The organism is Brevundimonas faecalis (assembly GCF_040549405.1).
GTDB lineage: Bacteria > Pseudomonadota > Alphaproteobacteria > Caulobacterales > Caulobacteraceae > Brevundimonas > Brevundimonas faecalis.
In genome coordinates this window covers 948,046-961,563 of record NZ_JBEPTF010000001.1, presented here as the reverse complement: position 1 = coordinate 961,563, position 13,518 = coordinate 948,046, and the positions used below count along the sequence as shown (strand labels likewise).

Genomic DNA, 13,518 nt, shown 5'->3' with positions numbered 1-13,518 from the left:
GTTTCGCCCAAGGCTGTTTCGTCACAAGGACGATTCGCCCAATGCGCCTTCGCGGCGATCCATGTCTGGTCGCGCGAGGAGCAGGAGACAGGATGACGGCCCAGCCGATCGAAGCAGACGTCGCCCCGGCCGCCTGGCTGAAGGCCGCACTGGCGCCGCGCAAGCGCGTCATGACCCTGGCCGCCGGCCTGGTGATCGCGGACGTGATCCCGGCCGTGGGTTTCGCGGCGGGGCTGGCCCTGGCGGTCGGCGCCCTGCCGCGCGGGATGGAGGCCGCCGTTCCCGGCGCGGCCCTGGCGGTCGCGGCCCTGATCGCGCGCGGCCTGCTGACCCAGTGCGCCGTCGTCGTGGGCGCGCGGGCGGCGCGGGCGGTCAAGGGCGACATCCGGCGACAGGCCCTGAACGGCGCCCTGAACGGCCGCCTGTCCGACGCCGAGGCCATGACCGCGACCCATGAGGGCGTGGAGGCCCTGGACGGCCATGTCTCGCGCTTCCTGCCCGCGCGGCTGGCGGCGGGCGTCTCTCCCCTGCTGCTGATCGCGGCTGCGGCCGTGGTCAGTCCGTTCACGGCGGGCATCCTAATCTTCACCCTGCTGCCCTTCGTCCTGGGCATGGCCCTGACCGGCATGGCGGCCGGCGCCGAGAGCCGGCGTCAGTTCCAGGCCATGGAGCGCCTGTCGGGCCTGTTCCTGGACCGGGTGCGCGCCCTGCCCGCCGTCCTGGCCTTCCAGGCCGAGGCCCGGCAGACGGCGGTGATCGCCCACGCCTCCGACAACCTGGCGCGGCGCACGGGGCGAGTGCTGAAAGTCGCCTTCCTGTCCTCGGCGGTGCTGGAGTTCTTTTCCGCCCTGGCCGTCGCACTGGTGGCGGTCTACTGCGGGTTCAACCTTCTGAAGCTCCTGCCCTTCCCGGCGCCGGACGAACTGAGCCTGACCCAGGCCTTCTTCCTGCTGGCCCTCGCGCCCGAGGTCTACGCCCCCATGCGGCGGCTGTCGGCAGCCTATCATGATCGCCAGGCCGCGGAGTCGGCCGTCCCTGCCCTGCGCCGCCTGATCGAGGCGCCCGAGGCGCGACCCAGCCGCCCGCCGGCGCCCGCCGCCGCGCCCGCCGTCGCCTTTCGCGGGGTCTCCGTCGCCTATGAGCCCGGCGCGCCGGTCCTGAAGGACTTCGACCTGGAGATCGCGCCCGGCGCCATCGTCGCCCTGGTCGGGCCCAGCGGATCGGGCAAGAGCAGCCTGCTCCACCTCTTCCTCGGCCTGGCCCCGCTGAGCGAGGGCGAGGTCGAGGTTGGAGAGGCCCGGCTGTCGCAACGCCCTGACCTGACCCACTGGATCGGCTGGGCCGGACAGGCGCCCGTGGTCGTGCCCGGCAGCCTGGCCGACAACATCGCCCTGGCCTGGCGCGGCGCCCCCATGGCCCGCATCATGGAAGCCGCAGCCTGCGCCGGTCTGCCCAGCGACTTGGCCGTCGATCTGGACCGCCCCATCGACGAGCGCGGCGGCGGCCTGTCGGGCGGGGAACGCCGCCGCCTGGGCTTGGCGCGCGCCTTCCTGAAGCCCGCCCCCCTGCTGCTGCTGGACGAGCCGACCGCCAACCTGGACGCGGAGGCCGAAGCCGCCCTTCTGCCCGTCATCCGCGCCGCGGCCCAGGGCCGCACCACCCTGATCGCCACCCATTCCGAGGCCGTCGCCGCCATGGCCGACGTCGTGGTGCGGCTGTGAGGGCGCATCCGACCGAGGGCGTCGCCCGCCTGAAGGGCCTGATCCGCACGCAGGAGAAGCGCCAGGCGGGCCTGTTGCTGGCCGCCGCCGTGACCGCCGCCCTGGTGTCGGCCGCCGCAGTCCTGCTGCTGGGAATATCAGGCTGGTTCATCACGGCCTCGGCCCTGGCGGGCGCGGCCGGATCGGCCGCGGCGCACAGCTTCAACTACATGATGCCAAGCGCCCTGATCCGCTTCCTGGCCATCATCCGCACCGGGTCGCGATACGGCGAACGCGTGACCGGCCACGACGCGGCCCTGAACGCCCTGGCCGCCATGCGGCCCCGCCTGTTCGAGGGCGTGGCGCGCGGACCGGTCGAGCGCGCCCTGTCCCTGGCGGGGGGCGAGGCCTCCGCCCGGATGATGCAGGACGTCGATGCGGTGCAGAACCGCTTCGTCCGCCTGTCGGCCCCCTGGGGCGTCGGGGCCGGCCTGGCCGCAGGCATGGGCATGGCGGTCCTGGCCGGCTGGAAGCCTGCCCTGGTCATCGCCCTGGCCGCCGGGCTGGGCATGATCGCCGCCGCCCTGGTCGGCCGTCGCCTGGCCGAATCGGCGGGACGCGCGGTCCAGGCCGCCTCGGGCGACTTCAAGACCCGTTTCGCCGCCCTGGCCGCCGCGGCGCCCGAGCTTCAGGCCTATGGCGTGCGCGGTTGGGCGATCGACCGCCTGGCCGAGCAAGGGGCGACGCTGGAACGGGCGACCGAGCGGCTGACGGCGGCGGGCGGCTGGATCATGCTGACCCAGACCGTCGCCATGGCCCTGGCGGTCGCCGGCGTCTTGGCGACAGCCGGTTCGACGCCGCCGCCCTTCGTCGCCCTGGCGATCCTGGCCGCCGTGACCACGGTGGAAAGCGCCGGCGCCCTGCTGACCGCCTTCCGCCAGAACGGCGCGGTCGAGGCGGCGGTCGGACGCCTGGGCGACCTGCTGGAGCCCGGCGAGACGCCCGATGCGGTTCCATCCGGACCGGAGATCGTCCTGACCGCCGCCGACCTGGCTCTGGCCCCGCCGCAACGGCTGGCCGTGGTCGGACCGTCGGGGTCGGGCAAGACCACGCTGGTCGAGCGGATGATGCGGCTTCGCGCGCCCGTGGCCGGCGAAGTCATTCTGGGCGAGGCCGACGCGACCGAAGCGTCGCCCGACGCCGCCCGCGCCCTGTTCGCCTATGCGCCGCAGCAGGCGGTGCTGCTGGCTGGGACAGTGCGCGAGAACCTGCTGCTGGCCCGGCCTGATGCGGACGAGGCCGCCCTGTGGGCTGCCCTGGAGGACGCCGACCTGGCGGAACGGGTTCGCGCGGCGCCCCTGGGCCTGAACGCGCCCCTGGGCGAGAACGGCACCCGCCTGTCGGGCGGGGAACGGCGACGTCTGGGCCTGGCCCGCGCCTATCTGCGCACCGCGCCCTGGCTGATTCTGGACGAACCGACCGAAGGCCTGGACCCCGCGACCGAGGCCCGGGTTCTGGAGCGGCTTACGCAGCGGCTGGAACGCACCGGGCAGGGTCTGATCCTGATCAGCCACCGCCCCGCCCCCCTGGACCTGTGCGATCAACGACTGAAGGTCGAAGGCCTGGCTGCGAACGGCGCCGTGCGCCTGTCCCTCGACGACCGGAAACAGGCCGCCTGACCTCGATTCAAGGCGGGGCTTTGATCTTCATCAAGGCGGCCCTCCCGCGAACCGGCTTTGCTGGGATCAAAGGAGAATTCCCATGCCTGCTGAAGCCGTTCCCTTCGTCGCCGCCCTCGCCTCGGCCTTTCTCGTCCTGATGGGCGTGCTGGGCTTCGTGTCGGTCTGGAGCAACATGGGCGAGGGCCGCAAGTGAGCCGCCGCCATATCCGCCTGGAGCTGGCGCGCGAGCCCGGCAGTCCCAACGGCGACGACGCCGTCGGCTATGACCTGGTCCTGCCCCTGGACGCCGCGCACCGGTTGGACGCGGCCGCCGCCGAGTCCGAGCCGGACCAGACCCGCGTGCGCCGCTTCATCCGCAACGAGACCCTGGCCGTCGGCAGGCTGGTCCGTGACGCCGAGAGAGGCTGGATGTTCGACTTTCCCGGCGAGGCGGACGACGCTACGGGCTTCCGGCTGGAGGACGAGGCCTTCACGCCCGGCGAGTATGTCTCGGTCGCCGACGCGGACGGGGTCATGCACCCCTATCGCGTCACCCTGAGCCGTCCGGTCGACAAGAACTGACCGGTCCGAGCCGGCCCGATGCGGCGCCTCAGTCGACGTCGGTCCGGCGCTCTTCCTGTCCAGGAATGATGGGCTTGAACAGCAACTTGTCGATGCGGCGGTCGTCCATGTCGATGACCTCGACCTCGAACCGGCCCAGTTGCAGGATTTCACCTTCCTGGGGCAGACGCGACAGGTGGTGCAGGACCAGGCCGGCGACGGTGTGGAAGCTCTCGTGCTCGCCGAAGTCCTCGCCCAGTTCGTCGCCCAGCTCGTCCAGATCCGCCTGGCCGTCCACGGCCCAGGACCCGTCCTCGCGCTTGCGGATCGACAGGTCCTGCTCGTCGTGGCTCTCGTTGAAGTCTCCGGCGATCATTTCCAACAGATCGGTGGCCGTGACCACGCCTTCGAAGGCGCCGTATTCGTCGACGACGAAGGCCATATGGACCTTGGAGCCCTTGAGGATCTCCAGCGCCTTCAGCACCGAGGTCGATTGCGGGATGAAGGCGGGCTCGGCCACCAACTTCTCGATGTCGTAGACGCCGTCGGTCAGCAGGGCGTCCAGCAGGTCCTTCTTGTGGACCACGCCCAGGGGATTATCGACGTCGTTCTCTCGGGCGACCACGATCCGCGAATAGGGGCAGGTGCGGATTTCCTCACGGCGCACCTCCTCGGGGTCGTCCAGGGCGATCCAGAAGACCTCGTGACGCGGCGTCATGGCCACGCGCACGGCGCGGTCGCCCAGACGCAGGATCTCCTCGATCATCTCCTGCTCTTCCGGCTCGATCAGGCCCGCCGAGGCGCCCTCGGCCAGGATGCTTTCGACCTCTTCCTGGGTGACGTCCGAACCGTCGCGGTCCTTGACGCCCAGAACCTTCAGAATGCCCGAGGTCGAAGCCGTCAGCAGCATGACGAAGGGCTTCATCACCAGGGCCATGGTCGAGATCGGCGCCGCCATCTTGGAGGCGATGGTCTCGGGGAAGATCAGGGCCAGCCGCTTGGGCACCAGTTCGCCGACGATCAGCGAAACATAGGTGATCAGCACGACCACCAGGGCCGTCGAGGCGAATTGCGAATAGGGCGCCAGGACGGGGAAGCTCGCCTCAAGAATCCGGTCCAGCTCGCCCGCGATGGTCGCCTGACCATAGGCGCCCGCCAGAATCCCGATCAGGGTGATGCCAACCTGGACCGCCGACAGGAACTGGGTCGGCTCTTCCGACAACTTCAGGGCGGCGCGCGCCCCGCGGTCTCCGCGCTCGGCGCGGCTCTGCAGCTTGGACTTGCGCGAGGAGACGACCGCAAGCTCGGTCATGGCGAACAAGCCGTTCAGCACTACAAGCAGCAGCACGACGGCGATAGCGATGGTCAACATCGGAGGGGGGATTTACCCGCGGCGCGGCGCGACTACCGGCGTCCGCTCCCGCACACTAAGGCTGAACGCCGCTCCGCGCCAGTGATTGTTGCGGAATGAAGCGGGCCTTCAGTGCGTTCGTCCCACGCCGATGGAGCCGTATAGTCCGGAATCGGACCGCCCTTCCCTGGCCGGCGCCGTGGCGCAGGCGGTCATGCCTATGACCAGGCCGATGAAAAGTCCCGTCCGGATCGCGCGCAGCATCAGGCTTGCCAAATGGTTAACAACCCTCGGCAACGTCCTTCCGAACACCGGGTTCCGCAAGAGGAATCGTCAGGCGGCGACGGCGGCGGTCTCGTTCGCCTCGGCGGCGGCGGCCATTCCCCGGCTCAAGCCGTCCAGCAGAAGTTCCAGCGTGACCGGCTTGGCGGTCAGGGCGTCGGCGCCCGCGCGCATGGCCCGTTCCTTGTGCGCCTCGGCCGTATTGGCGGTCAGCATGACGATGGGGGTGCGCGCCCTGCCGTCCCTCGCCTCCTCCTCGCGGATGCCGGCTATGGCCTCCAGACCGTCCATCACCGGCATCTGCATGTCCATCAGGATCATGTCGTAGCCGCCGTCGCGGAAGCACTCCACGCCTTCGCGTCCGTCGTCGGCGGTGTCGATCTGGAAACCCAGGGGCTCCAGCAAACAGCGCACCACCATCTGATTGGCCAGATTGTCCTCGACCACCAGGATGCGCATGGCGCGCTGCGCTTCGGCGGCGGCGTCGTCCAGGGCCGGCGACAGCTCCGCGCTCAGGCGCTCGATCGGCAGGACGACGGTGAAGACGCTGCCCGCGCCCGGCTCGGAGCGGACCGTGATCTCCCCGCCCATCAGTTCGGTCAGGGAACGACAGATGGACAGACCCAGGCCCGTTCCGCCGTATTCGCGCGAGATGGCGTCGTCGGCCTGGACGAAGGGACGGAACAGGCGCGCGCCGGTTTCGGCGTCGAAGCCGATGCCTGAGTCCTCGACCTCGATGCGCAGACGATCGCCGCCGTCCTCGGTCAAGTCCACGCGCACCTCCACCCCGCCGGTCGAGGTGAATTTCAGCGCATTGGAGACCAGGTTGGAGACGATCTGCGCAATGCGGACGCCGTCGCCCAGCACCCGGCCGGCGGCCGCGTCGGTGAAGACGACCGAGAGGTCCAGCCCCTTCTCCTCCGCCACGGCGGACCGCATCTCGACCACGGCGGCCAGGTCGGCGCGCAGGTCGAAGGACGCGGGGGACAGGCGGAACTGGCCAGCCCGCATCTTGGACAGGTCCAGCATGTCGTCCAGCACGCGCCGCAGAGCGTCGCCCGCGCCCGTGATCAAGGACAGCATGTGGCCTTGCCGCTCGGTCAGTTCCGTATGCGCCAGGGCCGAGGCCAGACCCAGGACGGCGTTCAGGGGCGTGCGCACCTCATGACTGACGTTGGCGAAGAAACGATCGCGCACCTGGGCCGCCTGTCGCGCCTCCTCCTGCGCGATCTCCAGGGCCTGGAGGGCGCGGATGTGGTCCGACACCTCAAAGCGGATGGCGGTGTAGGTTTCGGGCCGCCCGTCCTCGTCCAGATTGGGCACGATGGTCGTGTCCACCCAATAGAGCCGGCCGTTCTTGTTGCGGTTCTCGATGGTTCCACGCCAGACCTCGCCCCGCGCTATGGTGCGGTACAGGGTCCGGAAGAAGTCGCGGGGGTGGGCGCCGGAGTTCACCAGGCGATGGGTCTGGCCGATCAGCTCCGCCCGCTGATAGCCGCTGACGTCCACGAACTTCTGGTTGCAGTAGAGAATTCGCCCGGCCCGATCGGTAATCGCCACGATCGCCGCCTCGTCCAGGGTCGCCGAGAGCCCTGCCCTGCGCGGCCAGTCAATATCGCCCATGATCCGAGCCTTCCTTGTCCGGACCATTTCATGCGTCAAGCTTCACCACTACATTCTTAACGTGGGGGAAGGAGTCGCCGTTATCCCATTATAAAAATAGACATTTTAATCCAGATCAAACCTGGACGCCCGAATTCAAAGGGGATGTGAAATCGGATTTTACACTCTGCCTGATCGCTTGACCTGCCATTTCGCTCTGCTTCAGGGGCTCTACTAGCCTGCCACGCCTGCGCACTGCCCAAGGTCTGACGGCAAAACGGCCCCTGGATTGCTCCAAGGGCCGCTCTGTTACGCTTACTGTTCGGCCGTTAAGGGCCGGATCGATCGATTACTCGACGATCTTGGACACCACGCCGGCGCCGACCGTGCGGCCGCCTTCGCGGATGGCGAAGCGCAGCTTCTCTTCCATCGCGATCGGGGTGATCAGCTCGACGTCCAGCTCGGCGTTGTCGCCGGGCATGATCATCTCAACGCCTTCCTTCAGCTTCACGATGCCCGTCACGTCGGTCGTGCGGAAGTAGAACTGCGGACGGTAGTTGGTGAAGAACGGCGTGTGACGGCCGCCCTCTTCCTTCGTCAGGATGTAGGCTTCGGCCACGAACTTCGTGTGCGGCGTGATCGAACCCGGCTTGCACAGCACCTGGCCGCGCTCGACGTCTTCACGCTTGGTGCCGCGCAGCAGCACGCCCACGTTGTCGCCGGCCTGACCCTGGTCCAGCAGCTTGCGGAACATTTCAACGCCCGTGCAGGTCGTCTTCTGGACCGGACGGATGCCGACGATCTCGACTTCTTCACCGACCTTGACGATGCCGCGCTCGACGCGACCCGTGACCACGGTGCCGCGGCCCGAGATCGAGAAGACGTCTTCGACCGGCATCAGGAAGGCCTGGTCGATCGGACGCTCCGGCTGCGGGATGTAGTCGTCCACGGCCTGCATCAGCTTCAGGATGGCTTCTTCGCCGATCGCGGCGTCGCGGCCTTCGACAGCGGCCAGGGCCGAACCCTTGACGACCGGGATGTCGTCACCCGGGAACTGGTACGACGACAGCAGTTCGCGAACTTCCATCTCGACCAGCTCGAGCAGCTCTTCGTCGTCGACCATGTCCACCTTGTTCAGGAAGACCACCAGCGCCGGAACGCCGACCTGACGCGACAGCAGGATGTGCTCGCGCGTCTGCGGCATCGGGCCGTCAGCGGCCGAGCACACCAGGATCGCGCCGTCCATCTGAGCCGCGCCCGTGATCATGTTCTTCACGTAGTCGGCGTGGCCGGGGCAGTCCACGTGCGCGTAGTGACGGTTCGCCGTCTCGTATTCCACGTGCGCCGTGTTGATCGTGATGCCGCGGGCCTTTTCTTCCGGCGCCGCGTCGATGTCCGCATAGTTCTTCGCCGTCGCGCCGCCCGACTTCGCCAGCGTGATCGTGATCGCCGCCGTCAGCGTCGTCTTGCCGTGGTCAACGTGACCGATCGTGCCGATGTTGCAGTGCGGCTTAGTGCGTTCGAACTTTTCCTTGGCCATGGCCAAACTCCTGTGGCCCGGGTCCAAAGCGGAGGGGCGCTTCTGCTCAGTTCAAGAAACCTGGAGCGGGTAGACGGGATCGAACCGACATCCTCAGCTTGGAAGGCTGCTGCACTACCATTGTGCTATACCCGCGCGAAGAATGCGTTGCCCCGACCCTGTTTAAGAGGTCGGCGTTTCCGCACCCGATTCCTTTCTGGAGTTCCCGTCCTCTCGATCTTGAAACGCGCGTGGTGGGGGAAGAAGGACTCGAACCTTCGAAGCTTTCGCAGCGGATTTACAGTCCGCCCCCTTTGCCACTCGGGACATTCCCCCAGCGCGCGTTTTCAAAACCGGTCTGGATACGCAACGTAGCGATCTTTCGATCATTTTCGTCGCGAAAGCCTTCGTGTCCGGCGACGCCTGCAGTAGAGGAAGCGCCTGACCCGAAGCCCTGGGGCCCAAATCGGAGGCCGTCTTATAGTGTCGTCATTTCCAGAACGCAACGACCGGAAAACCGGTAAAAAACAATCTTTCCACAAACGCGGCGAAAGCCGGGCCGAGAAAGGTCGGTCGGCCGCGCCGATCAGCCGTTCCGGGGGCGATTCCGCCTCCAAGCCCCCGCGAAACAAGGCTGATGCGGATAATTTTATCTGGGGGCGCCACCCTGTCCTAGCCGCCCTGGCCAATCCGGCGCGCCGCGGAACGGGCCGTTTGATGGTCACGGAGGACCGCGCCGCTGAAATCGAACGGGAAAATCTGGCGAACGGCCACCGAATCGAAGTGGTCGATTCGACGGCCCTGACCCGGATGCTGCCGCCCGGCGCCGTGCACCAGGGCATGGTCTTCAAGGTTCAGCCCTTGCAGGGCGTGGCCCTGGAGGACCTGGCCGAGCCGGCCCAGGGAATCATCGTCATGCTCGATCAACTGACCGATCCGCAGAACGTCGGCGCCGTCTTCCGTTCCGCCCTGGCCTTCGGTGCGCGGGGCATCGTGGTGCAGGATCGGCACTCGCCCGCCCTGGCCGGCGCCCTGGCCAAGGCGGCGGTCGGCGCCACCGAACGCCTGCCTTGCGCCCGCGTGACCAACCTGAGCCGCGCCCTGGAGAAGCTGGCCGATCTGGGCTGGCGCGCCGTGGGCATGGACGGCGAGGCGGAACTGACTCTGGAAGAGGCGCTGGACGCCCGCCCGACCGTCATCGTCATGGGATCCGAGGGCGACGGTGTGCGCCGCCTGGTCGCCGAACACTGCGAGGTCATGGCCAAGATCCCCATGCCGGGCGGGTTCGAAAGCCTGAACGTCTCCAACGCCGCCGCCATCGCCCTGTATGAGGCGTCACGCGCCCAGCGAGGCTGATCCCGCGCGCGAACACGGGCTGCGGCGACTTGGCGCAGCCCGTAGCCCGGTTTAGGAAACCGGGATGGAATTTCTCTCGAATCCCGAACTCGTCAGCCAGGCGACCGCCCTCGGCAAGGTCTTGATGATCGACCTGGTCCTGGCCGGCGACAACGCCGTGGCCGTGGGCCTGGCCGCCGCCGCCCTGCCCCAGGAACAGCGCCGCAAGGCCATCCTGATCGGCCTGGCCGCCGCCGTCGTCATGCGCATCGGCCTGGCTCTGATCACCGTTCAGCTTCTGGCCATCGTCGGCCTGTTGCTGGCGGGCGGCTTCCTGCTGCTCTGGGTATGCTGGAAGATGTGGCGCGAACTGCGCGAGCAGGCCACCCATGACCAGGCGGAGGCCGAGGCCGAGATAGAACGGGCCATGGCCATCGAACACGGCGGCGGTCCCTCGCCCGAGGAACTGGGCCTGAAGCGCAAGACCTTCGGCGCCGCCCTGATCCAGATCATGATCGCCGACCTGACCATGAGCCTGGACAACGTCCTGGCCGTCGCCGGCGCCAGCCACGACCACCCGTGGATCATGGTCTTCGGCCTGATCCTGTCCATCGCCCTGATGGGCCTGGCCGCCAGCTTCATCGCCAAGCTGCTGAACCGCTATCGCTGGATCGCCTACATCGGCCTGGCCATCGTCCTCTATGTGGCCCTGCACATGATCTGGGACGGCGGCCGCTCGGTCATCGTCCGCACCGGCCACACGCAACAGTTCAACGCTTCGGCCCCGGCCTTCCTCGACATCGGCGCGGAGGAAGAGGCCAAGCACATGAAACACGCCGGCGCGGGCAGCAAGCAGGCCACCCCCGCCGCCCTGCCCGGCGCGCGCGAACAGCGAGCCGCGCCGCCCGAAGCGCCGCCTGCCGCCCACTGACCGACAACAAAAAAGGCCCGGAGCGATCCGGGCCTTTCTTCTTTTCTGGTCGCCGCCTTCAGCCGCCTCGCAGCCAGCCCGTGACCGAGATCCGTTCCGCTCCGGCCGACAGGGCGACCTGGGTGACGGAGTGAGGCATGGGGACACGCAGCAGGTTCAGGGCGTTGAAGCGCGGCGTGAAGGCTTCGGCCACATTGCCGTCTGCGCTATGGAAGGCCAGAAGCCCGCCCCAGTCGATCCGCCAGGCCGGGGTCAGGTTCAGCACATAGGCGAAGTAGCGGTTCTTTCCCTCGACGTGATCATCATGCTCGGTGAGGAAGTGCCCGGAACGGAAGCGGGTCAGTTGGGCGTCGGCCAGGGCGATGCGCGGTTCGCCCGTCAGGTCGCGCATCAGGCCCAGAAACGCCTCGCCGTTCAGGAAGGCCAGCAGGTCTGTCCAGATCGGCGCCGCCTGCCCAGTCTGGACCAGGTCGAAGACCGGATGGTTGTCGTACAGATACTGGAAGCCGTCCGTCGCGGCCGACTGGATCGCCTGGCCCAGGGCCTGCTTCTGTGCGGGCTCAAGCGAGGCCAACCAAGCGCTCGGCAGGTCCACATGGCCGGTCCCGCGTCGAGTCACGACGTTATAGTCCGCCTCGCAGGCCGCCGCGTGCAGGGCCTGGGCCGAGGCCGGCGACAGGATGTCGAGCACCTGGGCCCGGCCGGTCGCCGCGAGACGCTCGCGCACGCTCGCGCGCCGCTCCTCGGACAGGTCGGCCAGGGCCGGGCTGTGCGCGCCGGCCGTCACCCCTCGGCGCCGCCGAAGCGTTCGGTCCATTCGGCGACCTGGGCGTCCTCGATCTTGGCGAACAGAACCTGGGCCGCGGCGACCGGGCGGCCGGCGGGAACCAGATTCAGCAGATCGCCCTCGACGTCCGGCCAGGACAGGTCGGTCGCCCCCACCGTGGCGGCGATGCGGGCCGCCGCCTCCGGCATGAAGGGCGCAGTGACGCGGGCGAACAGGGCGATCAGCGACAGGCCGGTGCGCACCACCACGGCGGCGCGATCACGATCCGTCTTCAGCGCCGTCCAGGGGGCGGCTTCCTGCAGGTATTCGTTGCCCAGAACCCACAGGGCGCGCGCCGCCTGTGCCGCCTTGCGGAACTCCATGGCCTCGAACTCATAGGTCAGGGTCGCCAGGGCCGCCTTGACGTCGGCCGCCAGCTTGTCTTCCAGCGCGCCGGCCTCGCCGCCCTCGGGCGCGACGCCGTCGAACTTGGATTCCGTGAACTTGACGATGCGGTTGACGAAGTTGCCCAGGACGTCGGCCAGGTCCTTGTTCGTCGTCGCCTGGAACTGCTCCCAGGTGAAGGCGGCGTCGGAATGCTCCGGGCCATAGGCCGTCAGGTGCCAGCGCCAGTAGTCGGCGGGCAGCAGATCCAGCGCCTGATCCATGAAGACGCCTCGGCCCATGCTGGTCGAGAACTTGCCGCCGTACCAGTTCAGCCAGTTGAAGGCCTTGAGTTGGTCGACCGTCTTCCACGGCTCGCCCGAGCCCAGGATGGTGGCGGGGAAGCTGACGGTGTGGAAGGCGACGTTGTCCTTGCCCATGAACTGGACGTAGCGCACGTCGTCCGCGCCCTCGTCCAGACGCCACCAGGAGCGCCAGTCGCCGCCGTTGGCGTCGGCCCACTCCTCGGTCGCGCCTATGTATTCGACGGGGGCGTCGAACCAGACGTAGAAGACCTTGCCCTCCATGCCCGGACGCGGCCCGCCGTCCGGACCGACGACCGGCACGCCCCACTTCAGGTCGCGGGTGATGCCGCGGTCGATCAGGCCCTCGTCCAGATGCTTGTAGGCGATGGAACGAGCCAGCGGCTGCCAGCCTTCCGAGCGAGCGTCGACCCAGGCGCGCACCTCGTCCGCCACCTTGGTCTGCAGCAGATAGAGGTGGCGCGTGTCGCGAACCTCCAGGTTGCGGCTGCCCGACACCGCCGAATAGGGCTCGATCAGGTCCGTCGGATCCAACAGGCGGCCGCAGTTGTCGCATTGGTCGCCCCGCGCCTTGGGATAGGCGCAGTGGGGGCAGGTCCCCTCAACATAGCGGTCGGGCAGGAAGCGGGCGTCGTCGATCGAATAGATCATCCGGTCGACCCGTTCCTCGATCAGGCCCTTCTCCTCCAGCACCTTGGCGAAATACTGGGTTAGGCGGGTGTTCGGGGCGTTGGAGCTGCGGCCGAAGACATCGAACGACAGGTTGAAGGCCTCGCCGGCGCGGCGCTGCACCTCGTGCTGCTCGTCGCAATAGGTGCGGACGTCCTGCCCCGCGGCGGCGGCGGCCAGCTCGGCCGGGGTGCCGTGTTCGTCGGTGGCGCAGACATAGAGGACGTCGTTCCCGCGCGCCCGCATGAACCGCGCCCAGACATCGGCGGGCAACATGGACCCGGCCAGATTCCCAAGGTGCTTGATGCCGTTGATATAGGGCAGCGCCGAGGTGATGAGGATGCGGGCCATGATTTTCCAGAAAGTGACGAGTAGCGAGTGGTTAGTGGCGAGTGTGGCGACCTATCGCAACACCGAGCAGCGCATTAATGCGT

At 68.3% G+C, this 13,518-nt stretch carries 11 protein-coding genes and 2 tRNA genes; 5 read left to right on the top strand and 8 right to left on the bottom strand.

The window, feature by feature from the left end; genetic code table 11:
- The first annotated feature begins 92 nt into the window (after positions 1-92).
- The 3 genes from cydD to ABIE19_RS04635 all read left to right on the top strand — a co-directional run bounded on the left by cydD (position 93) and on the right by ABIE19_RS04635 (position 3,943).
- Positions 93-1,721 carry a thiol reductant ABC exporter subunit CydD gene (cydD, locus tag ABIE19_RS04645; protein ID WP_354087960.1) on the top strand — a complete coding sequence of 543 codons (1,629 nt, stop codon included), beginning with the start codon at positions 93-95 and terminating at the stop codon, positions 1,719-1,721.
- Complete coding sequence (locus ABIE19_RS04640) at positions 1,718-3,379, top strand: amino acid ABC transporter ATP-binding/permease protein (protein ID WP_354087959.1); 1,662 nt, start codon at positions 1,718-1,720, stop codon at positions 3,377-3,379. The genes cydD and ABIE19_RS04640 overlap by 4 nt, the downstream gene beginning before the upstream one ends.
- Before the next feature lie 192 nt (positions 3,380-3,571).
- Positions 3,572-3,943 (top strand): hypothetical protein, encoded by a 372-nt coding sequence (locus ABIE19_RS04635; RefSeq protein WP_354087958.1) that lies wholly within the window; start codon positions 3,572-3,574, stop codon positions 3,941-3,943.
- Positions 3,944-3,971: 28 nt separating this feature from the next.
- Here the strand turns inward: ABIE19_RS04635 and ABIE19_RS04630 are convergent, their stop codons facing one another.
- From ABIE19_RS04630 to ABIE19_RS04605, 6 genes are all read right to left on the bottom strand, one after another.
- A complete protein-coding gene (locus ABIE19_RS04630) occupies positions 3,972-5,294 on the bottom strand; it encodes a hemolysin family protein (protein WP_354087957.1) in 1,323 nt (440 codons plus the stop codon).
- Positions 5,295-5,402: 108 nt separating this feature from the next.
- Positions 5,403-5,537 (bottom strand): hypothetical protein, encoded by a 135-nt coding sequence (locus ABIE19_RS04625; protein WP_354087956.1) that lies wholly within the window; start codon positions 5,535-5,537, stop codon positions 5,403-5,405.
- A 69-nt stretch (positions 5,538-5,606) separates the two neighbouring features.
- Positions 5,607-7,178: a PAS domain-containing hybrid sensor histidine kinase/response regulator gene (locus tag ABIE19_RS04620; protein ID WP_354087955.1), complete on the bottom strand. Its 1,572-nt coding sequence runs from the start codon at positions 7,176-7,178 to the stop codon at positions 5,607-5,609.
- Between the two features lie 328 nt (positions 7,179-7,506).
- Complete coding sequence (tuf, locus tag ABIE19_RS04615) at positions 7,507-8,697, bottom strand: elongation factor Tu (protein ID WP_354087954.1); 1,191 nt, start codon at positions 8,695-8,697, stop codon at positions 7,507-7,509.
- A 61-nt stretch (positions 8,698-8,758) separates the two neighbouring features.
- Positions 8,759-8,832 (bottom strand) — tRNA-Gly (locus ABIE19_RS04610).
- Between the two features lie 96 nt (positions 8,833-8,928).
- Positions 8,929-9,012 (bottom strand) — tRNA-Tyr (locus ABIE19_RS04605).
- A gap of 147 nt (positions 9,013-9,159) precedes the next feature.
- On the opposite strand from ABIE19_RS04605, the gene rlmB reads away from it, so the two are divergent.
- Together rlmB and ABIE19_RS04595 are read left to right on the top strand one after the other, a co-directional pair.
- Positions 9,160-10,032 (top strand): 23S rRNA (guanosine(2251)-2'-O)-methyltransferase RlmB, encoded by an 873-nt coding sequence (rlmB, locus tag ABIE19_RS04600; RefSeq protein ID WP_435521130.1) that lies wholly within the window; start codon positions 9,160-9,162, stop codon positions 10,030-10,032.
- A 64-nt stretch (positions 10,033-10,096) separates the two neighbouring features.
- The gene (locus ABIE19_RS04595; RefSeq protein WP_354087953.1) at positions 10,097-10,942 is read left to right on the top strand and encodes a TerC family protein; all 846 of its coding nucleotides are present in this window, start codon (positions 10,097-10,099) and stop codon (positions 10,940-10,942) included.
- 58 nt (positions 10,943-11,000) lie between these two features.
- Here the strand turns inward: ABIE19_RS04595 and ABIE19_RS04590 are convergent, their stop codons facing one another.
- Entirely contained in the window at positions 11,001-11,729 is a 729-nt protein-coding gene (locus ABIE19_RS04590; RefSeq protein ID WP_354087952.1) for a 2OG-Fe(II) oxygenase, read from the bottom strand.
- Positions 11,726-13,435: a methionine--tRNA ligase gene (gene metG / locus ABIE19_RS04585; RefSeq protein WP_354087951.1), complete on the bottom strand. Its 1,710-nt coding sequence runs from the start codon at positions 13,433-13,435 to the stop codon at positions 11,726-11,728. The genes ABIE19_RS04590 and metG overlap by 4 nt, the downstream gene beginning before the upstream one ends.
- Positions 13,436-13,518: the final 83 nt, after the last annotated feature.

Bases quoted from the DNA above. Each gene is read 5' to 3' on its own strand.
- cydD (WP_354087960.1), top strand. From the start codon at position 93: ATGACGGCCCAGCCGATCGAAGCAGACGTCGCCCCGGCCGCCTGGCTG.
- ABIE19_RS04630 (WP_354087957.1), bottom strand. From the start codon at position 5,294: ATGTTGACCATCGCTATCGCCGTCGTGCTGCTGCTTGTAGTGCTGAAC.
- ABIE19_RS04625 (WP_354087956.1), bottom strand. From the start codon at position 5,537: ATGCTGCGCGCGATCCGGACGGGACTTTTCATCGGCCTGGTCATAGGC.
- ABIE19_RS04620 (WP_354087955.1), bottom strand. From the start codon at position 7,178: ATGGGCGATATTGACTGGCCGCGCAGGGCAGGGCTCTCGGCGACCCTG.
- tuf (WP_354087954.1), bottom strand. From the start codon at position 8,697: ATGGCCAAGGAAAAGTTCGAACGCACTAAGCCGCACTGCAACATCGGC.
- ABIE19_RS04595 (WP_354087953.1), top strand. From the start codon at position 10,097: ATGGAATTTCTCTCGAATCCCGAACTCGTCAGCCAGGCGACCGCCCTC.
- metG (WP_354087951.1), bottom strand. From the start codon at position 13,435: ATGGCCCGCATCCTCATCACCTCGGCGCTGCCCTATATCAACGGCATC.